This is a genomic window from Lichenicoccus roseus (genome assembly GCF_005844085.1).
Taxonomy (GTDB): Bacteria; Pseudomonadota; Alphaproteobacteria; order Acetobacterales; family Acetobacteraceae; genus Lichenicoccus; species Lichenicoccus roseus.
Genome location: NZ_VCDI01000001.1, coordinates 672,689 through 699,406, shown reverse-complemented (window position 1 = coordinate 699,406; position 26,718 = coordinate 672,689). Strand labels below are relative to the sequence as shown.

At 68.8% G+C, this 26,718-nt stretch carries 27 protein-coding genes; 10 read left to right on the top strand and 17 right to left on the bottom strand.

Annotated features, from left to right (window positions below):
- Positions 1–199 precede the first annotated feature (199 nt).
- Entirely contained in the window at positions 200–1,075 is an 876-nt protein-coding gene (locus FE263_RS03110) for a bestrophin family protein (RefSeq protein WP_138324908.1), read from the bottom strand.
- Positions 1,076–1,198: 123 nt separating this feature from the next.
- On the opposite strand from FE263_RS03110, the gene FE263_RS03105 reads away from it, so the two are divergent.
- The 3 genes from FE263_RS03105 (at position 1,199) to FE263_RS03095 (ending at position 4,202) form a co-directional block, all read left to right on the top strand.
- Positions 1,199–2,314 (top strand): S-(hydroxymethyl)glutathione dehydrogenase/class III alcohol dehydrogenase, encoded by a 1,116-nt coding sequence (locus tag FE263_RS03105; RefSeq protein WP_138324463.1) that lies wholly within the window; start codon positions 1,199–1,201, stop codon positions 2,312–2,314.
- Positions 2,314–3,180: an S-formylglutathione hydrolase gene (gene fghA / locus FE263_RS03100; RefSeq protein WP_138324462.1), complete on the top strand. Its 867-nt coding sequence runs from the start codon at positions 2,314–2,316 to the stop codon at positions 3,178–3,180. The genes FE263_RS03105 and fghA overlap by 1 nt, the downstream gene beginning before the upstream one ends.
- 107 nt (positions 3,181–3,287) lie before the next feature.
- Positions 3,288–4,202 (top strand): manganese catalase family protein, encoded by a 915-nt coding sequence (locus FE263_RS03095; RefSeq protein WP_138324461.1) that lies wholly within the window; start codon positions 3,288–3,290, stop codon positions 4,200–4,202.
- A 41-nt stretch (positions 4,203–4,243) separates the two neighbouring features.
- On the opposite strand, the gene FE263_RS03090 is transcribed toward FE263_RS03095, so the two are convergent.
- The 3 genes from FE263_RS03090 to FE263_RS03080 are packed head-to-tail and all read right to left on the bottom strand — an operon-like array spanning position 4,244 to position 5,975.
- Positions 4,244–4,663, bottom strand: coding sequence for a secondary thiamine-phosphate synthase enzyme YjbQ (locus FE263_RS03090; protein WP_138324460.1), 420 nt, complete (start codon positions 4,661–4,663; stop codon positions 4,244–4,246).
- The gene (trpS, locus tag FE263_RS03085) at positions 4,660–5,655 is read right to left on the bottom strand and encodes a tryptophan--tRNA ligase (protein WP_138324459.1); all 996 of its coding nucleotides are present in this window, start codon (positions 5,653–5,655) and stop codon (positions 4,660–4,662) included. Before trpS ends, FE263_RS03090 begins: the two co-directional genes overlap by 4 nt.
- Positions 5,656–5,708: 53 nt before the next feature.
- Positions 5,709–5,975, bottom strand: a complete 267-nt coding sequence (locus tag FE263_RS03080) for a hypothetical protein (protein WP_138324458.1) — start codon at positions 5,973–5,975, stop codon at positions 5,709–5,711.
- A gap of 169 nt (positions 5,976–6,144) precedes the next feature.
- Here FE263_RS03080 and FE263_RS03075 point away from each other — a divergent pair, with 169 nt between their 5' ends.
- Both FE263_RS03075 and FE263_RS03070 read left to right on the top strand, forming a co-directional pair.
- Positions 6,145–6,972, top strand: coding sequence for a phosphogluconate dehydrogenase C-terminal domain-containing protein (locus FE263_RS03075; RefSeq protein WP_138324457.1), 828 nt, complete (start codon positions 6,145–6,147; stop codon positions 6,970–6,972).
- A 4-nt stretch (positions 6,973–6,976) separates the two neighbouring features.
- Positions 6,977–8,026: a Gfo/Idh/MocA family protein gene (locus FE263_RS03070; RefSeq protein ID WP_240758957.1), complete on the top strand. Its 1,050-nt coding sequence runs from the start codon at positions 6,977–6,979 to the stop codon at positions 8,024–8,026.
- Here the strand turns inward: FE263_RS03070 and FE263_RS03065 are convergent.
- Positions 8,014–8,838, bottom strand: a complete 825-nt coding sequence (locus tag FE263_RS03065; protein WP_205880237.1) for a transcriptional regulator NanR — start codon at positions 8,836–8,838, stop codon at positions 8,014–8,016. The two genes, FE263_RS03070 and FE263_RS03065, sit on opposite strands and share 13 nt — an antisense overlap.
- Positions 8,839–8,882: 44 nt before the next feature.
- On the opposite strand from FE263_RS03065, the gene oiaX reads away from it, so the two are divergent.
- Positions 8,883–10,151, top strand: coding sequence for a 3-oxo-isoapionate-4-phosphate decarboxylase OiaX (gene oiaX / locus FE263_RS03060; protein WP_138324456.1), 1,269 nt, complete (start codon positions 8,883–8,885; stop codon positions 10,149–10,151).
- A 15-nt stretch (positions 10,152–10,166) separates the two neighbouring features.
- On the opposite strand, the gene FE263_RS03055 is transcribed toward oiaX, so the two are convergent.
- The 5 genes from FE263_RS03055 to FE263_RS03035 form a co-directional block, all read right to left on the bottom strand.
- Positions 10,167–10,553, bottom strand: a complete 387-nt coding sequence (locus FE263_RS03055; protein WP_138324455.1) for an ester cyclase — start codon at positions 10,551–10,553, stop codon at positions 10,167–10,169.
- A gap of 11 nt (positions 10,554–10,564) precedes the next feature.
- Positions 10,565–11,440, bottom strand: coding sequence for a dienelactone hydrolase family protein (locus tag FE263_RS03050; RefSeq protein WP_138324454.1), 876 nt, complete (start codon positions 11,438–11,440; stop codon positions 10,565–10,567).
- A 10-nt stretch (positions 11,441–11,450) separates the two neighbouring features.
- Positions 11,451–12,365 (bottom strand): hypothetical protein, encoded by a 915-nt coding sequence (locus FE263_RS03045; protein WP_138324453.1) that lies wholly within the window; start codon positions 12,363–12,365, stop codon positions 11,451–11,453.
- 79 nt (positions 12,366–12,444) lie between these two features.
- A complete protein-coding gene (locus tag FE263_RS03040) occupies positions 12,445–12,714 on the bottom strand; it encodes a hypothetical protein (protein ID WP_138324452.1) in 270 nt (89 codons plus the stop codon).
- Between the two features lie 104 nt (positions 12,715–12,818).
- Positions 12,819–13,313 carry a restriction endonuclease gene (locus tag FE263_RS03035; protein WP_138324451.1) on the bottom strand — a complete coding sequence of 165 codons (495 nt, stop codon included), beginning with the start codon at positions 13,311–13,313 and terminating at the stop codon, positions 12,819–12,821.
- Between the two features lie 125 nt (positions 13,314–13,438).
- Between FE263_RS03035 and purB the strand changes: the two genes are divergently transcribed.
- Complete coding sequence (gene purB, locus FE263_RS03030) at positions 13,439–14,839, top strand: adenylosuccinate lyase (RefSeq protein WP_138324450.1); 1,401 nt, start codon at positions 13,439–13,441, stop codon at positions 14,837–14,839.
- On the top strand, positions 14,836–15,183 hold the full coding sequence (locus FE263_RS03025) for a DOPA 4,5-dioxygenase family protein (protein WP_138324449.1): 348 nt from the start codon (positions 14,836–14,838) through the stop codon (positions 15,181–15,183). The genes purB and FE263_RS03025 overlap by 4 nt, the downstream gene beginning before the upstream one ends.
- A 97-nt stretch (positions 15,184–15,280) precedes the next feature.
- Here FE263_RS03025 and rocD read toward each other — a convergent pair whose 3' ends face one another.
- The 7 genes from rocD to FE263_RS02990 all read right to left on the bottom strand — a co-directional run bounded on the left by rocD (position 15,281) and on the right by FE263_RS02990 (position 23,311).
- Positions 15,281–16,516, bottom strand: coding sequence for an ornithine--oxo-acid transaminase (gene rocD / locus FE263_RS03020; RefSeq protein ID WP_138324448.1), 1,236 nt, complete (start codon positions 16,514–16,516; stop codon positions 15,281–15,283).
- A 92-nt stretch (positions 16,517–16,608) separates the two neighbouring features.
- On the bottom strand, positions 16,609–17,484 hold the full coding sequence (locus tag FE263_RS03015; protein ID WP_138324447.1) for a tetratricopeptide repeat protein: 876 nt from the start codon (positions 17,482–17,484) through the stop codon (positions 16,609–16,611).
- A 20-nt stretch (positions 17,485–17,504) separates the two neighbouring features.
- A complete protein-coding gene (locus FE263_RS03010) occupies positions 17,505–18,005 on the bottom strand; it encodes an OmpA family protein (protein ID WP_138324446.1) in 501 nt (166 codons plus the stop codon).
- A gap of 69 nt (positions 18,006–18,074) precedes the next feature.
- The gene (locus FE263_RS03005) at positions 18,075–19,583 is read right to left on the bottom strand and encodes a hypothetical protein (protein ID WP_138324445.1); all 1,509 of its coding nucleotides are present in this window, start codon (positions 19,581–19,583) and stop codon (positions 18,075–18,077) included.
- Between the two features lie 121 nt (positions 19,584–19,704).
- Positions 19,705–20,718, bottom strand: a complete 1,014-nt coding sequence (araH, locus tag FE263_RS03000; protein WP_138324444.1) for an L-arabinose ABC transporter permease AraH — start codon at positions 20,716–20,718, stop codon at positions 19,705–19,707.
- Between the two features lie 29 nt (positions 20,719–20,747).
- The gene (gene araG, locus FE263_RS02995) at positions 20,748–22,304 is read right to left on the bottom strand and encodes an L-arabinose ABC transporter ATP-binding protein AraG (RefSeq protein ID WP_138324443.1); all 1,557 of its coding nucleotides are present in this window, start codon (positions 22,302–22,304) and stop codon (positions 20,748–20,750) included.
- A complete protein-coding gene (locus FE263_RS02990; RefSeq protein WP_138324442.1) occupies positions 22,301–23,311 on the bottom strand; it encodes a substrate-binding domain-containing protein in 1,011 nt (336 codons plus the stop codon). Before FE263_RS02990 ends, araG begins: the two co-directional genes overlap by 4 nt.
- 134 nt (positions 23,312–23,445) lie before the next feature.
- On the opposite strand from FE263_RS02990, the gene FE263_RS02985 reads away from it, so the two are divergent.
- On the top strand, positions 23,446–24,432 hold the full coding sequence (locus FE263_RS02985) for a LysR substrate-binding domain-containing protein (protein ID WP_240758956.1): 987 nt from the start codon (positions 23,446–23,448) through the stop codon (positions 24,430–24,432).
- A 32-nt stretch (positions 24,433–24,464) separates the two neighbouring features.
- A complete protein-coding gene (locus FE263_RS02980) occupies positions 24,465–26,537 on the top strand; it encodes a M3 family metallopeptidase (protein WP_138324441.1) in 2,073 nt (690 codons plus the stop codon).
- Positions 26,538–26,718: the final 181 nt, after the last annotated feature.

Sequence of the window (26,718 nt, the reverse complement as noted above, 5' to 3'; positions counted from 1 at the left end):
GGCAGTCGAGGGCCGGGCACCGGCCGTGGTGATGCGCCAAGCTTGAGAGGTGACCTGTCGGGCTGGCGGTCCGGGCATACTGCTGCGGAGCATGGTCCGGTCTTCGTTCACGGAAACACCCGGGCGAGGATCAGCGGCTCGATATCATCCAGTGCCTATGCCGGTAGTGAAATCCGGTGTTGCTCCATGGCCTGAATGACTAACGCAGCACCCCGTGCTCCGGCACGACAGGCGCCGGCGCAGGCTCGCCGATCGATTGCAGCAGGTCGATCTCGATGGTCCGGCTGATCGCGGCCATCGGCACCGCGTGCACGCTCTCCTGGAACGGGTTCTCCAGGTCGGCGCCGATCTTGTCGAGCGCGATGTAGAGGAACCCGGCCAGGGTCGAGCCGAACGGGGTGATCCAGCCAAGCTCCTGCACCATCGACATCGGCAGCAGCACGCAGAACACGCGGGCGATCAGGCCGGGGAAGATCGAGAACTGGATCGCCAGCGGGGTGTTGCGGATGCGCTCCAGCCCGCCCTGCGCGTTGGCGAGATCCGACAGGATGCGGTCGATCCCGGCATGCACCGCCCCGTCGAGATGCTGCACGCGCACGCTGCGGCTGATCTCGCGGCCGATCTCGTAGAGGATGGCGTTCGGCTTGTTGTTGCGGGCCAGGACAAGCTCCGCCATCGCCGGTGTCAGCAGCGGCGAGATCTCGGCACTCGCATCGGCACCACGCAGCGCGCCGCGCAGCGCCTTCGCATAGGCGATCATCGCACGGGTCAGGTCGGGACGGCCCTCGGCCAGGGTCTCGGCCTGGCGCGCGAACGAGCGGGTGTTGTTGACGATGGCGCCCCAGAGCGTGCGCGCCTCCCACCAGCGCGCATAGGCGACATTGTTGCGCACGCTCATGAACAGGATCAGCGCCGAGCCGATCAGCGTCACCGGCAGCGCCGGCTGGTCCATCCAGGACCGGTGCGCCAGCTGGAACGCGCCGACGACGAACAGGTCCCAGGCGAACAGGATCAGCAGTGGCCGCACGCTCTCGCGCAGCAGTTGCAGGGCACCGGCGTTTCGCTCGACGATCATGCGGCGATGGTGGCCCGGACCGATCGCCGCGGGCAAGAAGCTGGCTTTCTCGCGTGCGTGCGTTGACGGCGGGGCCAGCCTCGGCGTCTGCTCCGCCGCAGGGTCTGGCCGGGAGCGGAAGCGATGGATGTGCGTGCGGCAGTTGCGTTCGAGGCGGGGGCTCCGCTGCGGATCGAGACCGTGCAACTCGAAGGCCCGCGCGAGGGCGAGGTGATGGTCGAGATCAAGGCGACCGGCCTATGCCATACCGACAAATACACCCTGTCGGGCGCCGATCCCGAGGGCCTGTTTCCCGCGATCCTCGGCCATGAGGGTGCCGGCGTGGTGGTCGAGGTCGGCCCCGGCGTCACCTCGCTCACGCCGGGCGACCATGTGATACCGCTGTACACGCCGGAATGCCGGCAGTGCAAAAGCTGCCTCAGCCGCAAGACCAACCTGTGCACCTCGATCCGCTCCACGCAGGGGCGCGGCCTGATGCCGGACGGCACCTCTCGCTTCTCGTTCAAGGGCCAGCCGATCCTGCACTACATGGGCTGCTCGACGTTCGCGAACTATACCGTGCTGCCGGAGATCGCCCTCGCCAAGGTGCGCTCGGACGCGCCGTTCGACACCATCTGCTATATCGGCTGCGGGGTGACCACCGGCATCGGCGCGGTGCTGTTCACCGCCCGCGTCGAGACCGGCAGCACGGTGGTGGTGTTCGGCCTTGGCGGCATCGGGCTGAACGTCATCCAGGGCGCCCGCATGGTCGGCGCCGGAATGATCGTCGGCGTCGACATCAACCCCGCACGCGAGGAGATGGCCCGCCGCTTCGGCATGACGCATTTCGTCAATCCGAAGGATCTTGGCCCTGATGGCGACGTGGTCGGTCATCTGGTCGAGCTCACCGGCGGTGGTGCGGATTTCTCCTTCGAGTGCGTCGGCACCCCGACCCTGATGCGCCAGGCGCTGGAATGCAGCCATCGCGGCTGGGGGGTCTCCACCATCATCGGCGTGGCCTCGTCCGGGCAGGAGATCTCGACCCGGCCGTTCCAGCTGGTTACCGGCCGGCGCTGGATCGGCTCGGCCTTCGGCGGCGCCCGCGGCCGCACCGACGTACCGAAGATCGTCGACTGGTACATGGACAACCGCATCGAGATCGATCCGCTGATCACCCACCGCCTGAAGCTGGAGCAGATCAACGAGGGCTTCGACCTGATGACACGCGGCGAGAGCATCCGCTCCGTGGTGGTATTCTGATGTCCGCCATCACCACCCGTTCCGAGCATGCCTGCCATGGCGGGCGGATCGGCTTCTATGAGGCACCGTCGGCTGCCCTCGGGTTGCCCGCCCGGTTCGCCGCGTTCCTTCCGCAAGCGGCGCTCGATGGCGCGAAGGTCGCGGCGCTCTATGCCCTCGGTGGCCTGACCTGCAACGAGGAGACCTTCGTCACCAAGGCCGGCATCCTGCGCTTTGCCGCCCGCCACAACCTCGCCGTGGTGGCGCCGGACACCAGCCCGCGCGGCGCCGGCATCGCGGGCGAGGACGAGAGCTGGGATTTCGGCACCGGCGCCGGCTTCTATCTCGACGCCACCGAGGCACCCTGGTCGAACCACTACAGGATGGCCAGCCACGTCGCCTACGAGCTGCCGGGATGGGTCGAGGAGGCGTTCCCGATCGAGCCGGCGCGGCGTGGCATCGTCGGCCACTCGATGGGCGGGCATGGCGCGCTCACGCTGGCGCTCGCCAATCCGACACGCTGGCAGTCGGTGTCGGCGCTGGCGCCGATCGCCCATCCCGCCGCGGCACCCTGGGGCGAGAAGGCGTTCAGCCGGTATCTTGGGCCGGATCGCGCGACATGGGCCCGGCATGACGCGACCCTTCTGCTGCAAGCCGGCCACACCCATCCGACGACGATCCTGGTCGACCAGGGGGAGGCGGACCAGTGGCTGGCGCCGCAGCTTCACCCGGAGGCGCTGCGAGCGGCGGCGGAGGGTGCCGGACAGGCGCTCAACCTGCGGATGCATCCCGGCTACGACCACTCGTACTGGTTCATCCAGGGTGTGATCGAGGACCATGTCGCGCATCACGCGCGGATCCTGACCGGATCCCGCTCGCAGGCGTGACTGTGTCACGCAATGGTGCGTGCGCCTTGCAGATCGTGTCCGGTCCACCGGGCAACCCGCTCCGCCTCGAACCGTAGCCCTGTCGAAACCGCGACAGGATTACGCTCATGTTCATGCGCATCGACAAGCTTCAGGCTGCCCTGCCGGAGCCCAAGAAGCCGGAGCCCAACGCGGCGGCCGCCCTTCAGGAACTGCTCGGCGGCAAGTATGGCGAGATGTCGACGCTCGGGAACTACATGTTCCAGAGCTTCAACTTCCGCAACAAGAGCAAGCTGCGGCCGTTCTACAGCCTGGTCTCGAGCATCTTCGCCGAGGAACTCGGCCATGTGGAGCTGGTCAGCACCGGCGTCTCGATGCTGAACAACGGTCCTGGAGACGACACCCCGAACGTGGACATCTCCAAGGCTCCGTTTGCCGAGATGCAGGATGTCCGCCTTGCCGGCAGCTTCCTCGCCAACGGCGGCGGCGCCATGCCGATGAACAGCAACGCCGCGTCCTGGAACATGGACATGGTGACGACGACCGGTAACCTGATCATCGATCTGCTGCATAATTTCCATCTCGAGTGCGGCGCTCGCATCCACAAGCTGCGCGTGTACGAGACGATGACCGAGCCGACTGGCCGTGAGGTCTGTGGCTACCTGCTGGTGCGCGGTTCGGTGCACGCCCATGCCTACGCCCTGGCGCTGAAGAAGATTACCGGCGTGTCGATCGAGAAGATGCTGCCGACGCCGAACATCAATCTCGACCGCGTGCCGGAGTGCCAGAAGTACCTGCAGGAAGGCAGCCACCGTCGCCTCTACAGCTTCAGCCCGGACGACTACAAGGAAGCCGCCGGCGTCTGGTCCAACGACGAGGTCGCACTGCCCGGCGATCCGCCCGGCAACCTCGAGATCGTCGACGGAATGCCGGAGGGTGGCAAGATCCCCGAGCTTGACGGCAACTATGGAGCTTTCGCGCCGGACTACGCTCCGGAGGAGATCTTCGAGATCGCCAGCAAGCTGTACAAGAAGAGCCGCTAGGTCTGACACCGGGGCTTGGCATCCGCCTTGCCCCGGTCGCTTCAGTCCCCGAGCAGGTGCAGCACCAGTTCGCGACGGTGCGGCCGCTTCCGGTGCTCGAAGAGATAGATCCCCTGCCAGGTGCCGAGCACCATCGCACCGTCGGCAACCGGCACGCTCAGCTGCGTCTGGGTCAGCATGCTTCTCAGGTGGGCAGGCATGTCGTCCAGGCCCTCGTCGTCATGGACGTAGCGTCCGTTGCCTTCCGGCACGAGCGCATCGAAGAATCGATTGATATCCTCGCGCACGGTGGGATCGGCATTCTCCTGCACAGTCAGCGATGCCGATGTGTGCCTGCACCAGATCGTCAGCAGCGCCGTCTGCATCGCCTGCATGGCCACCCAGTCCGCGATCGGCGCCGTGATGTCGCGCAACCCCTTTCCGCGCGTCTCCACCACGACATAGTGCACCGCCTGCCTCATTTGAGAAATCCGACGATGCGTTCGGCCGCGGCGACGATCGGTTCGGCGATGGCATTCGCGCGCTCCGCACCGCCGCGCAACACCTGATCGAGATGGGTGGTGTCGTCGAGCAACCGGCGCGTCTCGTTCGCTATCGGTGACACTGCCGCGACCACGATGGCGGTCAGCGCCTCCTTGAACGGCCCGAAGCCGCTGCCGCCGTGTTCGGCCAGCACCTGTCCGGGCGTCGTGCCGGCAAGTGCCGAATAAATCTCGACTAGGTTGCGTGCCTCGGGGCGGTCGGCGAGGCCTTCCACCGTATCGGGCAGCGGGGCCGGATCGGTCTTGGCCCGGCGTAGCTTCTGCGCGACGGCATCGGCATCGTCGACCAGCGTGATCCGGCTCTGCTCGGAAGGATCCGACTTCGACATCTTGCGGGTGCCGTCACGCAGACTCATGACCCGCGCCGCACCCGGAGGCACCAGCGCCTCGATGGCGGGGAAGAACGCTACCTCGTAGTCGTGGTTGAACTTCTGCGCGATGTCGTTCGCCAGTTCGAGATGCTGGCGCTGGTCGTCGCCCACCGGAACCCGGGTCGCATGGTAGGTCAGGATGTCGGCTGCCATCAGGTTCGGATACACATACAGTCCGGATGACACTGCCTCGCGATCGCGGCCGGCCTTATCCTTGAACTGCGTCATGCGGTTCAGCCAGCCGATGCGCGAGATGCAGTTGAAGATCCAGGCAAGCCGGGCATGGGCGCTGACCGCCGACTGGTTGAACAGGATGTGGCGGTCAGGGTCGATGCCGGCGGCGATCAGGACGGCTGCCTGCAGGCGGGTCTGCTCACGCAGCAGGGACGGCTCCTGCCATACTGTGATCGCATGCAGGTCCACCAGGCAGAACAGGCACTCGTGGCCATCCTGCAGCGATACCCAGTTCCGTATCGCGCCGAGGTAGTTGCCGAGGTGCGGGACGCCGGTGGGCTGGATGCCGGAGAAGATGCGCTGCATGGCGGTTTGTCCGGCGGCGGCCTGCTTCGGTCAAGGCCTCGCCGGCGAGATCCTCAGCGTGGCGCCGTCGTCGATCCGGTCGTCGCCGGCGTGCTCTGGCGGCTCCGCGACTGCATGGCATTCGCGCGCCGCTGCTTCACCGCGCGCTGCATCGCGCCCGGCCGATTGATCGGGTCGGAGTCCGGCGGCGTGGAGAGTTGCTGGCTCGGGCCGATGCCGACGCCGCTATCGAGCGTCTGCGCCCGGGCCAGGGCAGGCGACAGCAACAGGCAGGCCGTGAGGGTGAACGCTGCATAACTCAGGAGGCGGGGACTGGACACTGGCAGACTTCCTCTATGACGGAGATGATTTACTTCCAGAAGGATGCGCCTGCACCGGGCTCTCGGCCAATGACAATACCAGCCAGGCAGGTAACGCCTGTCATCATGCCATTGACTCATTATACCAGTTGCGGGAGACAGTAGGACCGCTTTTTCGTGCAGGACCTCCATGACCTCGATCGCGCTCTTCGGTGCCGGCGGCAAGATGGGCTACCGGCTGTCCCACAATCTCAAGGCCACCACCTTCGATGTGCGCCATGTCGAGGTCAGCGAGCTTGGCCGCGAGCGTCTGAAGTCCGGTCTCGGCCTCGACTGCCTGGATGTCGATGCCGCGCTCGATGGCGCCGGCATGGTCGTGCTCGCGGTGCCGGATACCGCAATCGGCAAGGTCGCGGCCTCGATCGAGACGAAGCTCAAGGCCGGCACCATCGTCGTCGTGCTGGACGCCGCCGCCCCGTTCGCCGGCCACCTGCCAAAGCGCGACGACCTGACGTACTTCGTCACCCACCCGTGCCACCCGCCGATCTTCAACGACGAGAGCGAGCCTGCCGCACGGCACGATCATTTCGGTGGCCTGCATGCGAAGCAGCATATCGTAAATGCGCTGATGCAGGGTCCGGAGGCGCACTACGCCATCGGCGAGGAGGTCGCGCGCGCGATCTGGGCGCCGGTGATGCGCTCGCACCGTGTCACGGTGGAGCAGATGGCGCTGCTGGAACCCGGCCTTTCGGAAACGGTGGCGGCGACGCTGCTCGACGTCATGCGCGAGGCGATGGACGAGGTGGTCGCCCGTGGCGTACCGCACGAGGCGGCGCGCGACTTCCTGCTTGGCCATATCAACGTGCTCGGCGCAGTCATCTTCAAGGAAGTTGACGGCGTGTTCTCGGACGCCTGCAACAAGGCGATCACCTTCGGCAAGCCGGCCTTGATGCAGCCCGACTGGAAGCGGGTATTCGAGCCCGCCGAACTCGCCGCCAGCATCCAGCGCATCACCTGAAGCCGTGCCGGTAAGCGGGCAGGGCGCCGGCGGGACGAGGCTGCGCGGTGCGCTGATCGGGTGCGGCTTCTTTGCCGTGAACCAGTTGCATGCCTGGGCGGACATCGACGACGTCGCGATCGTCGCGCTCTGCGATCGCGATCCGGCCCGGCTGGCCCTGGTCGGCGAGCAGTTCGGCATCGCCGCCCGATACACCGATGCCGAGGCCATGTTCGCCGCGCAGGCGCTGGATTTCGTCGACATCGCGACCACGCCGCCCAGTCATCGCTATCTGGTCGAGCAGGCCGCGCGACACCGCGTGCCGGTGGTATGCCAGAAGCCGTTCGCGCCATCGATGGAAGACGCCCGCGCGATGGTGGACGCCGCCGAGGCTGCCGGCATTGCCCTGATGGTGCACGAGAATTTCCGCTGGCAGACGCCGATCCTGGCTGTGCGCGACGTGCTGGCGAGCGGTAGCATCGGGCGGCCGTTCTGGGGAAGGATCTCGTTCCGTTCCGGCTACGACGTGTTCAGCGGGCAGCCCTATCTCGCCACCGGCGCACGCTTCATCATCGAGGATCTCGGCATCCACATACTGGATGTGGCGCGCTGCCTGCTTGGTGATGCCACGCGGCTGACGGCGCGCACCCAGCGCATCAATCCGGCGATCCGCGGCGAGGACGTCGCCACCATGCTGCTCGACCATGCCGATGGCGCCGTCTCGGTGGTCGACTGCTCCTACGCCTCGCGGCTGGCGCGCGAGCCGTTTCCCGAGACCTTCATCGAGATCGACGGCACCGAGGGCTCGCTGCGGCTGACCCAGGACTACCGGCTGGGCGTCACCGGATCGGACGGGACCTCCGAGCAGGATGTCTCGCCGCCGTTGCTGCCCTGGGCCTCGCGGCCCTGGCACAACATCCAGGAGAGCGTGCTGAACATCCAGCGCCACTGGGTGCGGACGCTCCGGGCACGCACGACGCCGGATACCAGCGGGCGCGACAACCTGAAGACGCTGGCGCTGGTGCATGCCGCCTATGAGAGTGCGGCGTCCGGAGCGGCGGTTCAGCTCGGCTGACGGGCGGGCGACACCGCATCCGGATGCGCATGCACATACAGCGTGCTCGATCGCTGCAGGTGACGCACCATCGCCGCCTCCGCCCGGGCCGGATCGTGGGCCGCGATCGCCGACAGGATCTCGTCATGCTCGGCGAGCGTCACGTTCTCCTTGCCCGACCAGTGCAGCAATTCGATGTGGTAGTGCCGCACCCAGCCGAGCAGGGCCTGGCAGGTGGCGAGGAAGATCGGATTGCCGGAAATGCGGGCGATCTCGATATGCAGCCGCATGTCGTGCCGCACGAAGACGGTGATGTCGTCGAGGGAGGCGCGCTGCCGCTCCAGCCAGCCGCGCAGACAGTGCAGATCCTCCGCCGTGGCACGTTCGGCGGCAATCCGCGCCATGCCCCGTTCGAAGAACACGCGCACCTCGAGCAGCTGCTCGAGCGATCTCGGCGACGAGGACAGCATCATCTGCGCCGGCAGGTCGATCTGCTGGAACAGTTTCTCCGCGGTCAGGTCGCAGACGCGGGCGCGCTCGCCATGCGAGATGGTGATCAGGCCCATGTTGCTGAGCGCCTGCATCGCCTGGCGTATCGCCGGCCGGCCGACCCCGAAGCGGTCCATCAGCTCGCGCTCGGACGGCACCGCATCACCGACACCAAGCTCGCCGCTGACGATCATCGCGCGCAGGCGGTCGAATACCTCGTCGGAGAGACGCCGCCGGGTGATGCGTTCGGTCTCGCTCATCGCGCCTGGGACGGCAGTGGCAGGGGCATCGGCAAGGAACCGTCCATCGAGGACCTGGGGCTTCTCCTTCTGATGTATGCTCATTATACCAGATCGTCAATTCCTCGGCTCGAACAGGAGCGCCCGTGATGCGCGACGATGCCAGCATTACCGTGACCTACCGGATCGAGACGGCGGGGGACCCGCTTGCCCTGGCCTCCAAGATCGCCAGCGACCAGTCCACCGGCACCTTCGTGGATCTGCCGGGGGAAACCGCCGACCTCAAGGTGCGATGTGCAGCGCGGGTCGCGGCTGTTCGCGCGTTGCCGGACGCGGGGGCGCCCAGCTTCCCGCAGCCGGACGGGGTGGCGGGTCCGTATCGGCGCGCCGACGTCGACATCGAGTTCCCGCTCGACGTGGTAGGCACCGACATCGCTGCGCTGGTGACGATCGCGCTCGGCGGGGTGTTCTCGGTCAAGGGACTGACCGGCATACGCATCGTCGGCCTGCGCCTGCCGCCTGCCTTCATCCGGGCGCATCCGGGCCCGCAATTCGGCATCGAGGGCACCCGCACGGTTTCCGGCGTCCACGGGCGGCCGCTGATCGGCACCATCATCAAGCCGAATCTCGGCCTGTCGCCGGAGGAGGGTGCGGCGATAACCCGGCAGCTTGTCGAGGCCGGCGTCGATTTCATCAAGGACGACGAGAAGCTGATGAGCCCGGCCTATTCGCCGCTCGAGGCGCGGGTGAGGGCGGTGATGCCGGTGCTGCGCGACCATGAGCAGCGCACCGGGCGCCGGGTGATGTATGCGTTCGGCATCTCGTCGGCCGATCCGGAACGGATGCTGCGGCACCACGACCTGGTGGCCGATGCCGGCGGCACTGCCGCGGTGATCAACATCAACTCGGTCGGCTATGGCGGCCTCGCCTTCCTGCGCCGCCGCTCGCGGCTGGTGCTGCATGCGCACCGTGCCGGCTGGGACATCCTGACCCGGCATCCCGGCCTCGGCATGGATTTCAGCGTCTACCAGACACTGTGGCGCCTGCTCGGTATCGACCAGTTCCAGATCAACGGCATCGGGGCGAAATACTGGGAGCCGGACGACAGCTTCGTGCAGTCGTTCAGGGATTGCTCGACGCCGCTGCTGTCGACGAGCGACCGGGCGCTACCGGTGGTTTGTTCCGGGCAATGGGGCGGCCAGGCGCCGGAAACCTATGCGCGCACCGGCCGCACCGTCGACCTGATGTATCTCGGCGGCGGCGGCATCATCGCGCATCCGGGCGGGCCGGGCGCCGGCGTGCGGGCGATCCGGCAGGCCTGGGAAGCAACCGTGGCGGATATCCCGCTGGCGACCTACGCACGCGACCATCGAGAGCTTGCCGAGTCGCTGCGCAAGTTCGGCGGCATGGCGATCTAGGCTTGTCCGGGCAGGTCAGCGCCTGGGGAGCTGGGCCTCGATCGCCGCCTTGTCGATCACCGACCAGACCGAGGCGATCCTGTCGTTGCGGAAGACGTAGAACACGTTCTCCGCGAAGGTGATCCTGCGCCTGTCGACGGCCAGGCCGAGGAATTGTCCCTCCGGTGTGCAGTCGAACAGCAGGCGGGCCGCCACGTTCGGGGGTTCGCAGACCAGCATCCCGATCTCGAAGCGCAGGTCGGCAATGTCGGTGAAATCCCGCACGAGCATGTCGCGATAGCCGGGCAGTCCGAGCCGCCGCCCGTTATGCTCGACATCCTCGGCCACGAAGCGTCCGAGGCCGGGCCAGTCCTGCCGGTTCAGGCATCCGATGTAGGCGCGGTAGAGATCGGCAAGCGGCATGCCGGGCCGCTTCAGCCGACGCCGTATCGGTGCAGCCAGGCCAGCATGCGGCGCCAGCCATCCTCCGCCGGACCCTGCCGGTAGCTCGGCCGGTAGTCGGCGTGGAAGCCGTGCGGGGTGTCGGGATACACCACGATCTCGACGGTGCGCCCGGCGGCATGCGCCTGCTGCTCGGCATCGTGGATCTGCGCCGGCGTGCTGCTCGGGTCGGCGCCGCCGTACAGGCCAAGCAGCGGGCAGTTCAACTTTCCGGCCATCTCGCCGGCGTTGTGCGGCTGGATCGCGCTGGTCTCGCCGCCGAGGGGGCCGTACCAGGCAATTGCCGCCTTCAGGCGCGGATTATGCGCGGCATACAGCCAGGTGTCGCGCCCGCCGCGGCAGAACCCGACCACCGCGAGCCGCCGCGCATCGCCATCGCCGTTGCCGGAAGCCCAGCTGGCGGTGGCGTCGAGATCGGCCAGCAGGGTGGCGTCCGGCGCCCGGCTGATGACGTCGCGCACGATCTGGTGCGGGTCGGTCATCTTCGAGAGGTCGCCTAGGCGGGCGTACAGCTCGGGCGCGACCGCGAGATAGCCGGCCTTTGCCAGCCGCCGGCAGACGTCCTTTATGTATTCGTGGACGCCGAAGATCTCCTCGATCACCAGCACGGTCGGAAATGGTCCGGCGCCATCGGGTCGGGCCGCATAGGCGGGCAGCCTGCCGTCAGCGACCGGCACCTGCACCTCGCCCGCAAGTAGCCCGGCCGGGCTGGTATGGATGGTCTCCGCCTCGGCGTGCCGGGCGGCCAGCGTCAGGCCGGTCATCAGCGAGGTCATCACGAAGCCGCGCCGCGCGATCGGCGGCGTCGGCGGCACGCGCAGCCCATCCAGTCCGAACCGTCCCGCCATGCCTGCGCTCCTACTCCGATCCAGGCGACAGCTTGGCATGCGGCAACGCCAGGGAGCCATAGGGCAGCCCGTCCGCCCGCGCCGCCACCGGCACGGCGCCGCGTATCCAGCTCAGCCGCTGCAGCGTGTCGAACCAGAACGGCGCGCCGAACAGCGAAGCCGCCGCCGCGATCCCCCAGCCGGACAGCATGGTCAGCACGCCGGGCCAGCCATCGCGCGGATCGCCGCTCCAGCCGTCCCAGCCGATCAGGCTGCTCGCATCCAGCCGGGCGAGGGCGTTCTGCAGCGTGATGGTGTCGTGGCTGAGGCCGGCATTGAGCAGGTTGACCATGGCCGGCCGCTGCCAGACCTCGGCGGTGACGTGCAGCACGTCGGCGTTGAGCATCGCCGCGATGGCGAACGCGGCCAGGAACGAGATCATCTGGGTGCGCCGCCGATACCAGCCGCTGAGCCGGATCATCGAGCCGTCGAACCAGGTGGCGAGCGCCGCCTGGAACAGCAGCCGGTCGCCGTCGGCCTGCCGCAGCAGCGTCTGCAGGGCGCCGCGCAGCTTGTCGTCGGGCACGGTGGCGATGCAGCCGGCGAGGTCAGCCCCGCCGGGCCCGCCAGGGTGCCGATCCCGCAGCACGTCGGTGAGGGCCACCGCGAAGTCGCGCGGGTGGATGAACGCAGGCCGGTTCGTGAGCGAGGCCTGTCGCGTGCGCACGCAGGCGAGCGGATCGACCAGCGCGTGATCGTAGACGTCCCGCGCGAGCCCGTCGAAATCGGGGTCGTTCAGCAGGCGGGAGATGCCGTCCAGCAGCGTGCTCTGCCGCAGCCGCAACATCGAGGCGATCGCCTCGGTCACCGCGCTGGCGGCGAGGCTCACGCCCAGGAAGGTGAACACCACCGCCAGCAGCACGTCGAGGATGGTACTGCCGAACATGCGCCCCGTCTCCGCTGTCCCCGTCTCCGCCGGCCCCGCCTGCGATGATGCCCCGACCCACAGGCTTTGTATGCGAAGTCTATCCGCGGTCCACCGCAGCCTGGGCGATCCTCGGCCACCGCCTGACCACGAGATCCCAGGCCTGCTGGGCCGATTGCGGCACCAGCTCGTCGAGCTCGTCGAGCAGCGCGTCCGGCAGGCGCGCCAGCAGGGTCGCCAGCGAATAGACCCGCCCGTCATGCTCGACGGCGAGCAGGGGCGGTTCCTCCCGTGGCGTTCCCATCCGCGGGGACGTGGCGATGCGCAACGGCACCACCGGCGCCGGGAAGGCGATGACATTGTCGACCATGATCCAATCCCTCCGGCGCCCCGGCAACGCAAGAACCCTACGTTCGGGCCAGCGCACTTTGTTCCTGTTTCGTTCAGGGTGCAAGAAGGTTTGCATGGCCTCGGTCAGAGGGTGCCGAGGTCGCGATGGTGAAGCAGGCGCACGCCGGTGGTCGCCGCGAGCGCCTGGGCGGCGCGGGTGAAGCCGGCATTCGAGACCACCGCGGCGAGGTGCGCGTCGTGATGCCGCTGCGCCGCGAAGACCTCCTGCACGGCGCGGTTGCCGACCGGACGGGCGTGGTGCTTGCACTGCACCACCAGCACCCGCCGCCGCCGCCGCGCCAGGATGTCGGAGCCCTGGTCGCCGCTGCCGGCGGTCAGCACGGTCTGCCAGCCGGCCTTGCGCAGCAGCACCGCGCAGTGCTGTTCGTAATCGGCGCCGGACTGCCGGCCGGTCCCGCCCGGTGGCTGCGCGACGTCCTGCCGGAATGCCCGGGCAAGCCATTTCCGGCGCAGCAGGCGCCGCCAGTAGGCGAGCCGGACCAGGACGCCGGTCGAGATGGCGGCGACGGCGGCGAGGGCGACCGCCTGGACCTCCGCGGCGGGCGGCGATGGAACCATTGTGCTCCAACTAACCTGTTGGAATCTTGTGTATCTTCTTCGGAGTCCTGGCAAGGGCCCGGGTGCCTTGGTTGGCTGCCGGCGATGCGCTACTGCTGCGCCCGGCGCACAGGAGGGCCAGGGTCATGGTGAAATCGACGGTGCAGGACGCGACGGCACAGGACGAGTTCGCCGCCACCGCGCTCACGTCCCTCGACGGCCGCTACCGCTCGGCGACCCGGCCACTCGCGGAGCGGATCTCGGAGTTCGCGCTGATGCGCAACCGGGTGCGCGTCGAGGTGGAGTGGTTCCTGTTCCTGGCCGGCATCGAGGCCATCGCGCAACTGCCGCCGGCGGACGCGGCGACGGCATCCCGGCTGCGCGCGCTGTACGAGAGCTTCGACGCCGGCGCGTTCGCCCGCATCAAGGAGATCGAGCGCCGCACCAACCACGACATGAAGGCGGTCGAGTATTTCGTGAAGGAGCAGCTCGACGGCACGCCCCTGCAGCAGCACCGCGAGTTCGTGCATTTCGCCTGCACCTCCGAGGACATCAACAACATCGCCTACGCCCTGATGCTGCGCGACGCGGTGCGCGAGGTCTGGCAACCGCAGGTGCAGGCGGTGCAGGAGAGGCTCGCCGGCATGGCGGTGCAGTGGCGCGACGTCGCCATGCTGACGCGCACGCACGGGCAGGCGGCGACGCCGTCGACTTTGGGCAAGGAGATCGCGGTGTTCGCCTACCGGCTGCAGCGCCAGTTGCGCGCCGTGGCGGGGCTCGAATATCTCGCCAAGATCAATGGCGCCACCGGCACCTTCAGCGCACACGTACTGGCCTATCCGGACGTGGACTGGGAGGCGCGCTCGCGCGAGTTCGTCGAGAGTTTCGGGCTGGTGCACAACCCGCTGACCACGCAGATCGAGCCGCACGACTTCATGGCGGAAGCGTTCCACGTCATGCAGCGCGTGCACACGATCTGCACCGATCTCTGCGTCGACGCGTGGCTGTATATCAGCATCGGCTATTTCAGGCAGCGCCTGGTGGCGGGCGAGGTCGGCTCCTCGACCATGCCGCACAAGGTGAACCCGATCGACTTCGAGAACGCGGAGGCGAACTTCGGTCTCGCCAACGCATCGCTGCAGCATCTCTCGACCAAGTTGCCGGTGTCCCGCCTGCAGCGCGACCTCAGCGACAGCTCGACGCTGCGCACCATCGGCACCGCCATCGGCTATGGCTCGGTGGCGCTGGCGGCGCTGCTGCGTGGCCTCGGCAAGCTGGAGCTGGACGCCGCGCTGATCGCGAAAGTTCTCGACAGCGCCTGGGAGGTCCTCGGCGAGGGCGTGCAGACGGTGATGCGCAAGGCCGGCGGCGACGACCCGTACGACCAGATGAAGCAGCTCACCCGTGGCACGACGTTGACGCGCGAGAGCTATCTCGCCTTCATCGCCGGCTCCGACCTCGACGAGAGCGAGAAGCAGCGCCTGTCGGCGGTGACGCCATCCGACTATATCGGCCGCGCCTCCTCGCTGGTGGATCGCGCGGGATGACCGCCTCGGTCGAGACGATCAGGGACTACCACGCCCACATCTACTACGAACCCGGCGTGACCGAGCCTGCCGCCGCCCAACTCCGCGAGCACGTTGCGGAGGCGTTTCCGGTTGCCCGGCTCGGCCGCTGGCACGCGGTGCCGGTCGGGCCGCATACGAAGGCGATGTTCCAGATCGCGTTCCCGGTCACGCTGTTCGCCACCCTGGTGCCCTGGCTGCTGCTCAACCGCGACGGGCTGGACATCCTGCTGCACCCGGAAACCGGCGACGACCCGGCGGACCATACGACGCACGCGGCCTGGCTTGGCGAGAAGCTCCCGTTGCGCATGGACGCATTCCGCTAGCCGACGGCCCAGGGCTGGAGAATTTCCTCGGGAACCTCATGTGGCGAGATCAAACTCGCCGATGAGCAGGCGGGCATCCGAGGTTTGATCCTCTACCTCATCCCATCCGAAGTGCCGCCGCGAACTGCTCGACCAGCCAGTCCACCTGGTCCGCCTCGATCACCAGCGGCGGCGCGATCCGGATGGTGTGCGTATGCGTCTCCTTGCACAGCACGCCCCTACGGCGCAGCGCCTCGCAGAAGCGCCGTGCGCCGCCGCGATCCGGCTCCAGCTCGAGCGCGATCATCAGCCCGCGCCCGCGTACCTCGCGCGCGACATCGCCGCAGCTCTCGCGCAGTCCGCGCAGCAGGCGATCGCCCATGCGCGCCGAGTTGCCGATCATGTCCTCCTCGACCAGCACGCGCAGCGCCATCCGCGCCACCGCGCAGGCGAGCGGGTTGCCGCCGAACGTCGAGCCGTGCTCGCCGGGTTTCAGTACCCCCAGCGCCGCCTCGTGCGACAGCACCGCCGAGACCGGATAGAAGCCACCCGACAGCGCCTTGCCGATCAGCGTCAGGTCCGCCTCGATGCCCTCGTGCTCCTCGGCCAGCAGCGCACCGGTGCGCCCCAGCCCGGTCTGGATCTCGTCGAGGATCAGCAGCACGTCGTGCTGGGTGCACAGGTCGCGCGCCCGGCGCAGGAAGCCGGCGGGCGGGATCACCACCCCGGCCTCGCCCTGGATCGGCTCGACCAGGAAGGCCGCGGTGTTCGGCGTGATCGCCCGCTCCAGCGCCCCGGCGTCGCCGTAGGGGATCACCTTGAAGCCCGGCGTGAATGGCCCGAAGCCATGCCGCGAGGCATCGTCGGTGCTGAACGAGATCACCGACAGCGTGCGGCCGTGGAAGTTGCCGTCGCAGACGATGATCTCCGCCTCGTCGGCGGCAACGCCCTTCACCTGGTAGGCCCATTTGCGCGCCACCTTGAGTGCGCTCTCCACCGCCTCGGCGCCGGAGTTCATCGGCAGCACCTTGTGCGAGCCGGTAAGCGCGCAGAGCTCCTCGTAGAACGGCGCCAGCTGGTCGTTATGGAAGGCGCGGGAGGTCAGCGTCAGACGGCCGGCCTGCTCGGTCAGCGCGGCCAGGATGCGCGGGTGGCAATGCCCCTGGTTGACCGCCGAATAGGCCGACAGGCAGTCGAGGTAGCGGGTGCCGTCGACATCCCACACCCACACGCCGAGGCCGCGCGTCAGTACCACGTCCAGCGGCTTGTAGTTGTGCGCGCCGAGCCGTGCCTCGGTGGCGAGCAGCGCACTCGCCAGGTCGTGGCGGGGGGGCAGGAGGTCGGCAGAGCTCATGGCGGACAGATCCGTTGCGGCCAGGCGAGGCTTGCGGGGGACCCATGATAGAGTGTTTCCCGTTGACCGGCATAAGACGACCCGACGCTATGTCAGCGCGGCCGCACCGTGAACGGGATCCAGGCGCCGATGCTGTAGTCGGCTGTAGTTGGCGACACGGTATAGACCCGCCACGCATAGGCGCCGCCTCCGGCCGGCAGGCGGACCAGGGCGGCGGTGCTGTCGACGTAGTCGGCGTAGATCTCGCCGTGGTCACTGCCGCCATGCGCCACTTGCAGGAAGAAGCGCACCGGCACCGTCTGCGCCGGCGCTGTCCAGACGATCTCCACCTCGCGGCGTGACAGCGCCGTGTCCGCCTTGGGCGCCACCGGCGTCACCGCATGCAGCCTGCCGCTTGCGACGCCCCTGGTCTCCGGTCGCGTGCCGGCCGCCTCGATATGCTCGGCCGCCGCCGGGATCCCGCCGCTCTCGGCGAGCCGGAACCAGGCCTGCGCCACCGGCCTGTTCCTGGGCACGCCCTCGCCGCTGCTGTAGAGCAGGCCGAGGTTGTATTGCGCGCGATGATTGCCGTGCGTTGCCGCGCGGGCATACCATTCCGCCGCCTGGGCAGCGTCGTGCGGCACCCCGCGATGGCTGTCGAGCATCACGGCGACGTTGAACTCCGCCGGTGCGTAGCCTGTCACCGCCGCGCGCCGATACCAGCGAAATGCCTCCGTCGCGTCCTCCGGCACCCCTTGTCCGAGATCCGACATGATGCCCAGCCGGTAGGCGGCGTCGGCATCGCCGGTGCGGGCGAGCGACAGGAAGCGCGTCCTCGCGCTCCCGTAGTCGCCATGGTCGTAGGCTGCGATCGCATCAGAGCGGCGACCGGCGTGCGCCGTGCCGACAAGGCCGGTGCCGGCAAGGGCGAAGGCCAGGCCAAGCCCCGCGATTGCGGCTCCTGCCGGGAGCCGCCCCGCGATCGACATCGCCTTCTTCCTGGTGCCGATCAGCGCCAGGTCAGGTCGACCCGGCGGTTCTCCTGGTTGGCGACACCTTCGCCGGTCTGCACCGGAAGGTCGGTGACCCCCTTCGCCAGCACCTGGAACCGGCCGACCGGGATACCGCGGGCGACCAGCCCCTGCAGCACGGCATCGGCGCGGGCCTGCGACAGCTTCAGGTTGGATTCCGGCGAACCGACGGTGTCGCTGGATCCGGCGACGACCATGACGATGGGATTGCCGTCGCGATACAGGCGCGATGCCTTGTCCAGCAGCGCGACGTCCTCTGCGCGCAGCTTGGTGCTGCCGGGCGCGAAGTAGAAATCCAGCGAGTCCGGCGCCTTCGGCTTGGCGGCGGTGTCCGCTACCACGGCTGGCGGCGACGGCGGCGGCGGCGCGCTGGTCGCGACCGGGGCGGGCGGCTGGGTCTGCGCGCAGGCGCCCAGGCCAGCGAGCACCAGGATCGGCATGGCCTGCCGCATCGAGAGAGAAATCATACGCCGGCTCATCGTGTTCTCCTGTGGGTCAAGCTTGTCCTGCCGCCCGCTTGCCGGGGGCGCTTCGTGGACGGCAGAGGGTCAATCCGGGGAACCCGGATCGGGACGGGGGTGCGCTGCCGGATCGTCCGGACCGACCGTTATGATCAGTTCGCCCGGACGCATCATCGTCCCCGCCGCAGGATCCACCGGCGTACGGACATGGATGAAGTGCGCCGGCAGACGATGCGCCAGGCGGTCGGCGGCGGCGCGGTCCGCATTGAAGAAGTAGCCGATGGTGGTATGGGCCGGACCCGACGCGATAGCCGACGGTCCATCGACGGCGGCGCCGGCGTTGCGCAGGAGGTCCGCCATCTGCATTGCCCGCAGGCGCGATGCCTCGCTGGCCTGGCCGTAGCGCAGGATGACGTGCAGCGCGCCGGCATCCGGCAGGGCCAGTCGCTGCGGCATCGGCGGGGCCGGACGAACGGCTTCCAGAGATGCCGTGGGTTGCGGCGGGGTCGTGGTCACTGCGGCAGGCGCCGCGGGAGGTGGCGTTCCAACCCGGGCGGTGGGCGTGGCCGGGGGAGCCGACGACGCCTGGGGAGCAGGCGGTGAGGGTGCGGGAGGCGGCGGCACGGCGGGGAGTATCGGGGCGGCCGGAGGCGCCGCAACGAAGGGAGCGGCTGGCTGCGGCGTGGCCGCCACCGGGGAAGCCGGCGCTGGCAGCGGGGCCGGTGTGGCGGCGGGCGTCGGCTCGTCCGGAAGGGCGAGGGCCGGCGGCATCGGCCCGGTCGGTGGCGTCGTGGCGATCGGCGACAGATCGGGCAACGGGCGCAGGCTGGCTACCACCGGAGGGGGCGTCCTGGCAGGCGGCAGGGACGTCGGCCTGTCCCTCAAGCTCGCCCAGACCATCACGGCAAGCGCGAGGCCCACGACGCCACCGCCGATTGCCAGCAGGCGCAGGCGCGGCCGCCGTCGCCGGGTATCCGCCGCGATGGCGAAAGGCGTGGCGGCGTCTTCGTCCGGATCATCGGGCCGCACCCGGATGACGGGCTGCGGCCCCTCGCGGAAGCCCGGAACATCGGCCGGTTCCTCGTCGCGTTCGGCAAACATCGCGGGAGCCGCGACGCGGATATGCGCGACCTCGTCCTGCTCCAGGGCGGCAAGGCCGATGCTGCCGAGGCCGTTCCAGATCGAGGGCCTGCCGATCAGCAGGAAGCAGAGCACCTGACTGCCGCTGCGCCGCAGTCCCGCCAGGGCAGGCAGCCGGAGCATTGCGTCCGGCTCGAGAGCATCTGCGCCGCGCACGATGACCACCAGAGGCCGCTCGACATCCACCACCACCGACAAGGCGGTGCTGATGGCGCGGGTCAGCGTGGCGAGGCTGGGGAGCGGCGCCTCGATGGTGGTGGTCTCGATGTGGGCGGCGTGCAGGCGATCGACCGTGGCGAGGACCAGGTCGGATGCGACGCCCGCGGTGCCGGTGACCACGGTGAACGCGTTGCCGGCCTGGATCGAGCCCAGGATACGCGCGGGGACGTCGCCACCGGCCTCGGGCTTGCGCCACCAGGCGCCTGATACGCCGCGTTCTTGTAGGTCGCTCGTCATCGGGAAGAACTACTGACCAGCGACCCCCGCGGTTGCAAGGGAGCCTATGTCAATTGCCCGTCAAAAGTTCGAATATTGTAACGAATCTGCCACGTCCGATGGCTTGCCCCGCCGCTCCGGACTATCGCTTCAGGCCGGGGCGCCGGCCGTTCTTCCAGCGGTCGAACAGCACCGCCAGCAGCAGGATGCCGCCGCGTACCAGGTACTGGTAGAAGGTCGGCACGTTGAGCAGGCCCATCGCGTCCTGCACGCAGCCCATGATCAGCACGCCGACGATGACGCCCGAGATGCTGGCGATGCCGCCGGTGAGCGACACCCCGCCCAGCACGCAGGCCGAGATCACCGCGAGTTCCAGGCCGATCGAGGTCTTGGGATCGCCGAGGCCCATGCGGGACGACAGCAGCACGCCGCAGAAGCCGGCGACCAGGCCCTGCAGGGTGAACACGGTGATCTTGATGCGGTCCACGTTCAGGCCGGCGAGGCGGGCGGCCTCGGTGTTGCCGCCGGTGGCGAGCACGTCGCGTCCGAACACGGTACGGTTCAGGATCACCCCGAAGATCACGAACATCGCCGCCATGATCCAGATCGGCGCGGTCAGGCCGAACATCGCGGCGCTGGCCAGCCGGAAGAAGCCGGGCGAGGCGATCATCACCGCGTCGCCGTGCGAGGTGATGTATGCCAACCCGCGGACGATCTCCATCGCCGCCAGCGTCGCGATCAGCGAGTTCACCCCGGCCTTGGCGACGACGATGCCGTTGCACAGCCCCACCGCGCCGCCTGCCAGGATCCCGGCCAGGATGCCGAGAGGCAGGCCGAGCGCGTCGGTGGCCACCGACGCCACCACGCCCGAGAAGGCGACGGTGGAGGCGATCGACAGATCCACCTCGCCGAGCGCCAGCACCATCATCATGGTGGACGCGAGCGTGCCGGTCAGCGTCACCGACAGCAGCAGGCCGGTGATGTTGCCCGGGGTGAGGAAGTCCGGCACCGAGGCGGCGAGCACCGCGAACAGGATCAGGAACACCAGCACGATGCCCGACTGGCTCATCGCGCGGCGCACCATGCCGGCGCCCCGGTTGGGCTGTGCCGTACTCCCCGCCGGGGGCGGGCTGGCGTTCAAGGTCGCCTGGGACATGGCAGTGTTTCTCTCGGAAGTCGGCGTTGTTATTGTGGAAGCGCCATCTGCAGCAGCCGCTCGGCGGTGATCTCGCGGCGCGGCACCGACCCCACCATGCGGCCCTCGCGCATGACGATGACGCGGTCGCAGACCGACATCACCTCGGCCAGGTCGGACGACACCACGATGACGCCCTTGCCGGTGTCGGCGAGGTCGTAGAGGATCCCATAGATCTGCGCGCGCGCGCCGACATCGATGCCGCGGGTGGGCTCGTCCAGCACCAGCAGCTCGATGTTCTCCGACAGCCAGCGGCCCAGGATCACCTTCTGCTGGTTGCCGCCGGACAGCGTCGCGATCGGCGTGTTGCCGTCCCGCGTGCGCACGTTAAGGCGCTGGATGATGTCGGCGGTGTTGCGCGCCTCGACGGCGCGGTTGACGAAGATGCCGCCGCGCGCGATCCGCCGGCGCAGGCTGACGTTGACGTTCTCGCCGACGCCCGCGATCGGGAAGATGCCTTCAGCCTTGCGGTCCTCCGGGCACAGCGCCACGCCCTGGCGGATCGCCTCGCGGGTGGAGCCCGGGGGCAGGCGCTTGCCGTCGATGGTGACCGTGCCGCCGGTCGGCATCACGCTGCCGCACAGCAGGCGCATCAGCTCGGTGCGTCCGGCGCCGACCAGGCCGAAGAAGCCGAGGATCTCGCCCCGGCGCACCTCGAAGCTTACGGGCTCGACCACGCCGGGACCGACCAGGCCCTGTGCCTGCATCAGCACCGCGCCCGGCTCGCGGGTGCGGTAGCCGTAGATGTCCTCGATCGAGCGGCCGACCATCTCGGCCACGATCTGGTCGTTGGTGACGCCCGCCATGTCGGCATGCGAAGCGATGCAGGCGCCGTCCCGGAAGACGGTTACCGCGTCGCACAGCTCGAACACCTCGGCCATGCGGTGGGTCACGTAGATGATGGCGCGGCCGTCGTCGCGCAGCCGGTGCACGATGCGCTTGAGGTTGACGGTCTCGCGAACCGACAGCGAGCTGGTCGGCTCGTCGAAGGCGATCACCCGTGCGTCGCGCAGCAGCGCCTTGCCGATCTCGACCATCTGCCGCTGGCCGATGGAGAGCCGCGAGACCAGCGTGTCCGGGCCGATATCCTCGCCGAGGTCACGCAGCACGCCCATCGCTCGCTCGCGCAGCCGGGCGCGGTCGACGAAGCCGGCGCGACGCGGCAGCTGGCCGAGCATCAGGTTCTCGGCGACCGACAGCTCGGGCACCAGGTGCAGTTCCTGGTAGATCACCGCGATGCCGGCCTCGATCGCCGAGGCGGTGTTGCGGAACTGCAGCTGCTGGCCGCCGACCTCCACGGTGCCCGACGATGGCGTGTTCACCCCGCTCAGAACCTTGAGCAGGGTGGACTTGCCGGCGCCGTTCTCGCCCATCAGCGCATGCACGGAGCCGCGATGCACCGAGAGGTCGACACCCTTGAGCGCCTTGACGCCCGGGAACTCGACGGTGATGCCGCGGAACCGCAGGAAGGCTTCCGCCTCGTGCGCCAGTCCCTTCTGCGGACCTGCCGCGTGCTCGCCCGCGCTCGCCGGGAGCGAAGCGCTCATGCCTCCAGCTTGGCCTTCACCGCCTGCCAGTTGTCGTGCGTCATCAGCACGCCGGTGGTCTCGGTGTTGGCCGGCGGCCGGGTGCCGGTGCGGATCCAGTTCACCAGGTTGATGGTGCTCTGGCGCCCGTGCAGGAAGCTCGACACGCCCACGGTGCCGAAGAAGCCGGTCTGCTGCGGCTTGCTGAACTCGGCGAACGCGGCGCCGGTGCCGTTGATGCCGATGCCGATGACGTTCTCGGCCGGCAGGTGGAACGCCTCGCTGGCGCGCACGCCGCCGAGCACGGTCTCCTCGTTCAACGCGTAGATCAGCCACTTCTTGAAGTTGCCGTGCCGCGCGAAGACCGGCGAGGCGGCGGTCGAGCCGCCTTCGGTATCGGTGGTGCGCTGCGGCGCGTCGAAGATGTTGGCCTGCATGAAGCCGGCCTTCAGCAGCGCGTCGGTCGCGCCCTGCACGCGCTCGCGCGCGGTCGGCAGCTCGGCATCGGTGATGCGGCAGGCGGCGACGTCGGCCGGGCTCCAGCCGCGATGCTTCATCTCGGCGGCAAGCGCCTCGCCGACCTGCTGGCCGATCTTGTAGCCGGACATGCCGAGATGCGGCACGTCGGCCATCGGCTGGCCATCCGGGCCGAGGAAGCGGTCGTCGACGGTGACCACCTTCATGTTCTGCGCGGTGGCACGGGCATAGATCGCCGGCCCGAGCTTCACGTCCGGCGGGCAGATCACGAAGCCTTTGGCACCCTGCGCGGACAGGTTGTCGATGGCGGTCATCACCATCTCGCCGTCGGAGCCTGCGAGCTTGACGACGGTCACGTCATGCTGGCCACCCCAGGCGGCCGAGGCCGTCTGCTCGTTGATGAACCAGGCCTGCTCCGGCATCTTGACGATGAAGCCGATCTTGAGCGGCGCATCGGCGGCGTACGCGCTGCCGAGCCCGGCCTTGCCGACGAGAGACGCGGCGGCGCCGGCGAGGCCCAGCTTCGCGAGCTGACGCTTGGTGATCTGCATGTTTCCTCCTGTGCCCTCACGGGCTGGGCTCTGGTCTGATGCCAGAATGAACGCGGCGAACCGTAGGCGTGGCGCCGATATACGTCCAATCCGATTTGTGCGACAAATGATATCTACATGGATATGCCGAATTGATGCCGGGTTCGGGCGACCACGGCCCGTTGCCGATGGACTGGTTCATCCGGGCCCGGTTGAAGCTGCGTCATCTGCAGCTGCTGGCCGCGCTGGACGATCATCGCAATCTGGCCCGCGCCGCCGCGGCCCTGGCGATGACCCAGCCGGCCGCCTCCAAGCTGATCGCCGAGATCGAGAGCATGGTCTCGACGCCTCTGTTCGAACGGCTGCCCCGCGGCATGGAGCCGAACCTGTTCGGCGAGATCCTGATCCGTCGCGCCCGCTCGGTGCTGATCGAATTGGAGGGCGCCGCCCGCGAGCTGGCCGCGACGCGTGCCGGCGCCGCCGGGCAGGTCTCGGTCGGTGCGGTCAGCGGTCCCGCGTCCGGTCCGGTGGTGCGCGCCATCGAGCGGGTCCGGCGGACCAGGCCCGGCATGTCGATCAGCGTCCAGGTCGAGACCAGCGGACCGCTGGTGGCGCGGCTGCTGGAAGGGCGGCTGGACTTCGCGGTTGCCCGGATCCCGCCCGGCATCGATGCCAGCGCGCTGGAATATCGCGAAATGGCCGACGAGGAGATCGGTCTGTTCGTTCGCGCGTCGCACCCGATGCTGAGCGGGCCGCCACCCGACCTGGCGGCGCTCGCCCTGCAGCCCTGGGTGCTGCAGCCGCCCGGCACCCTGCTGCGCCGGCGCATCGAGGGCCTGTTCCGCGCCGCCCATCTGGCACCGCCCCGTGAGGTGCTGAATACCGAGGGTGTCATGATGAGCCTTTCGCTGATCGACCGCATCGACGCCGTGACCGCGCTCAGCCGGGCGGCCGCCGAAGTGTTCACCAGGCCGGGCGGCCGGTTCCGGATGCTGCCGGCGGTCCCCGGTGCCGGGCGCATCGCGATCGACACCTTCGGGCTGATCCGGCTGGCGGAACGGCCGCTCTCGCCGGCTGCGGAGGCACTCTACGAGGCGGTGGAGGCCGAGCTGCGTCCGGTCGCCGCACGTGGGCGATCTTGACCGGGGCCCCCGCATCTGCGCCGATTTCCGCCATGACCGACAGCTCCCCGATCGACGCCAATCCTCTCCTTGAGACCTGGACCACGCCGTTCGGCTCCCCGCCGTTCGACCGCATCCGTCCGGAACATTTCGAACCGGCCTTCGCGCAGGCGATGCGGACGCATCTCGCCGAGATCGCCGCCATCGGCGCCAACCCGGAGGCGCCGGGCTTCGCCAACACCATCGAGGCGATGCAGCGCAGCGGCCGCGACCTCGATCGCATCGGCATGGTGTTCTCGAACCTGGTGGTCAGCCTGGGCGGAGCCGCGCTGGAGGCGGTCGACGTGGTGATGTCGCCGCGCCTTGCGCAGCACGGCATGAAGGTTTCGCTCGACCCGGCGCTGTTCGCCCGTGTCTCCGCGCTGCATGCCGCGCGGGACGATCTCGGTCTCGACATCGACCAGCGCCGGCTGCTCGACCGTGTGCATCTCGGCTTCGTGCGCAGCGGCGCGGCCCTCGACGAGGCCGGCCGCGCCCGGATGACGGCGATCTCGGAGCGTCTCGCGGTGCTGCACACGCAGTTCGGCCAGAACGTGCTGCATGACGAGAAGAGCTGGCAGCTCGAACTGGGCGAGGCGGACCTCGACGGCCTGCCGGAGTTCCTCGTTCAGAGCGCCGCGCGCACCGCTGCCGAGCGTGGCGTGATGGGTCATGTGGTCACGCTGTCCCGCTCGCTGATCGAGCCGTTCCTGACCTTCTCGGCCCGGCGCGACCTGCGGCAGGTGGCCTACCAGGCCTGGATCGCGCGCGGCATGCATGACGGCCCGCACGACAACCGTCCGCTGATCCCGGAAATCCTTGGCCTGCGTCGCGAACGCGCGCAACTGCTGGGATATGCGAGCTATGCCGAATACGGCCTTGCCGACACCATGGCCGGCACGCCTGACGCGGTGGCAGGCCTGCTCGCCGAAGTATGGGAGCCGGCCCGGCGCAAGGCGGCCGCCGAGCGCGACCGGCTGCTGGCGGTGGCCCGCGAGGAGGGCTTCAACGACACCCTCGCCGCCTGGGACTGGCGCCACTACGCCGAGCGCGTTCGCCGCGCGGACTACGCGCTCGACGAGGCCGAAATGAAGCCGTACTTCCTGCTGGAGAACATGCAGCAGGCCGCCTTCGATACCGCGGGCCGGCTGTTCGGCCTCGCCTTCGAGCACCGTCCCGAGGTGCCGGTCTATCATCCTGACGTGCGGGCCTACGAGGTGACGCGCAACGGCGAGCATGTCGCGCTGTTCCTGGCCGATCACCATGCGCGCGCCGACAAGCGCTCCGGCGCCTGGATGAGCAGCTACCGCGACCAGGAACGGCTCGACGGCGCAGTCTCGCCGATCATCGTCAACAACAACAACTTCGCGAAGTCGGACCCGACGCTGCTCAGCTTCGATGACGGCCGCACGCTGTTCCACGAATTCGGCCATGCGCTGCACGGACTGCTGAGCCAGGTGCGCTATCCCGGCCAGTCGGGCACCTCGGTGCGCCGCGATTTCGTGGAGTTTCCGTCGCAGGTCTACGAGCACTGGTTCTCGCTGCCCGAGACGCTGCAGACCTATGCCCGGCACCACGCCACTGGCGAGCCGATCCCGGAGGCGCTCGTCACGCGGCTGCTGGCGGCACGTGGCTTCAACCAGGGCTTCGGCACCATCGAGTATACCGCCGCCGCGCTGATCGACATGGAGTTGCACGCCCACCCGGCCCCGGAGACGATCGACATCGAGGCGTTCGAGCGCGAGTTCTGTGCCCGCATCGGCATGCCGGCGGAGATCGGCATCCGGCACCGCCCGGCGCATTTCCAGCATCTGTTCGCGGGCGGCGGCTACGCAGCGGGCTACTACTCGTACATGTGGTCCGAGGTGCTCGACGCGGACGGTTTCGAGGCTTTCAAGGAGGCCGGCGACCCATTCGATCCGGCGATCGCGGCCCGGCTGCACAGGGTGCTGAGCGCCGGCGACACCGAGGATCCGATGACGCTGTATGTCGGATTCCGCGGCCGGCCGCCGAGCACCACGGCGCTGCTGCGCTCGCGCGACCTCGTCGAGGCCGATCCGGGCAAGATGGTTACGCACCCGGTGTAACTCGCTGTCGGGATCGCGACATTCCGGCAACAGCAGGCGGCTGTTACCGATCGGTGCGCCCTGCGGCTGCTGACGGGTCCGGCTCGGCCTGCCTAAGTTGCCCCGGGGTGCCGCGCTGCTGCTTGCAGGAAACGGGGCGTGGCTACCAGCCATGTTCCAGCGGCGCGAGGAAGCAGGAAGA

Bases quoted from the DNA above. Each gene is read 5' to 3' on its own strand.
- FE263_RS03035 (WP_138324451.1), bottom strand. From the start codon at position 13,313: ATGGTTCCATCGCCGCCCGCCGCGGAGGTCCAGGCGGTCGCCCTCGCC.
- oiaX (WP_138324456.1), top strand. From the start codon at position 8,883: ATGCGCGACGATGCCAGCATTACCGTGACCTACCGGATCGAGACGGCG.
- FE263_RS03025 (WP_138324449.1), top strand. From the start codon at position 14,836: ATGACCGCCTCGGTCGAGACGATCAGGGACTACCACGCCCACATCTAC.
- FE263_RS02980 (WP_138324441.1), top strand. From the start codon at position 24,465: ATGACCGACAGCTCCCCGATCGACGCCAATCCTCTCCTTGAGACCTGG.
- FE263_RS03105 (WP_138324463.1), top strand. From the start codon at position 1,199: ATGGATGTGCGTGCGGCAGTTGCGTTCGAGGCGGGGGCTCCGCTGCGG.
- FE263_RS02990 (WP_138324442.1), bottom strand. From the start codon at position 23,311: ATGCAGATCACCAAGCGTCAGCTCGCGAAGCTGGGCCTCGCCGGCGCC.
- FE263_RS03065 (WP_205880237.1), bottom strand. From the start codon at position 8,838: ATGAGCATACATCAGAAGGAGAAGCCCCAGGTCCTCGATGGACGGTTC.
- FE263_RS03055 (WP_138324455.1), bottom strand. From the start codon at position 10,553: ATGCCGCTTGCCGATCTCTACCGCGCCTACATCGGATGCCTGAACCGG.
- FE263_RS03075 (WP_138324457.1), top strand. From the start codon at position 6,145: ATGACCTCGATCGCGCTCTTCGGTGCCGGCGGCAAGATGGGCTACCGG.
- FE263_RS03015 (WP_138324447.1), bottom strand. From the start codon at position 17,484: ATGTCGATCGCGGGGCGGCTCCCGGCAGGAGCCGCAATCGCGGGGCTT.
- FE263_RS03050 (WP_138324454.1), bottom strand. From the start codon at position 11,440: ATGGCGGGACGGTTCGGACTGGATGGGCTGCGCGTGCCGCCGACGCCG.
- FE263_RS02985 (WP_240758956.1), top strand. From the start codon at position 23,446: ATGCCGGGTTCGGGCGACCACGGCCCGTTGCCGATGGACTGGTTCATC.
- fghA (WP_138324462.1), top strand. From the start codon at position 2,314: ATGTCCGCCATCACCACCCGTTCCGAGCATGCCTGCCATGGCGGGCGG.
- rocD (WP_138324448.1), bottom strand. From the start codon at position 16,516: ATGAGCTCTGCCGACCTCCTGCCCCCCCGCCACGACCTGGCGAGTGCG.
- araH (WP_138324444.1), bottom strand. From the start codon at position 20,718: ATGTCCCAGGCGACCTTGAACGCCAGCCCGCCCCCGGCGGGGAGTACG.
- FE263_RS03005 (WP_138324445.1), bottom strand. From the start codon at position 19,583: ATGACGAGCGACCTACAAGAACGCGGCGTATCAGGCGCCTGGTGGCGC.
- FE263_RS03110 (WP_138324908.1), bottom strand. From the start codon at position 1,075: ATGATCGTCGAGCGAAACGCCGGTGCCCTGCAACTGCTGCGCGAGAGC.
- FE263_RS03090 (WP_138324460.1), bottom strand. From the start codon at position 4,663: ATGAGGCAGGCGGTGCACTATGTCGTGGTGGAGACGCGCGGAAAGGGG.
- purB (WP_138324450.1), top strand. From the start codon at position 13,439: ATGGTGAAATCGACGGTGCAGGACGCGACGGCACAGGACGAGTTCGCC.
- FE263_RS03095 (WP_138324461.1), top strand. From the start codon at position 3,288: ATGTTCATGCGCATCGACAAGCTTCAGGCTGCCCTGCCGGAGCCCAAG.
- FE263_RS03010 (WP_138324446.1), bottom strand. From the start codon at position 18,005: ATGAGCCGGCGTATGATTTCTCTCTCGATGCGGCAGGCCATGCCGATC.
- FE263_RS03040 (WP_138324452.1), bottom strand. From the start codon at position 12,714: ATGGTCGACAATGTCATCGCCTTCCCGGCGCCGGTGGTGCCGTTGCGC.
- araG (WP_138324443.1), bottom strand. From the start codon at position 22,304: ATGAGCGCTTCGCTCCCGGCGAGCGCGGGCGAGCACGCGGCAGGTCCG.
- trpS (WP_138324459.1), bottom strand. From the start codon at position 5,655: ATGCAGCGCATCTTCTCCGGCATCCAGCCCACCGGCGTCCCGCACCTC.
- FE263_RS03045 (WP_138324453.1), bottom strand. From the start codon at position 12,365: ATGTTCGGCAGTACCATCCTCGACGTGCTGCTGGCGGTGGTGTTCACC.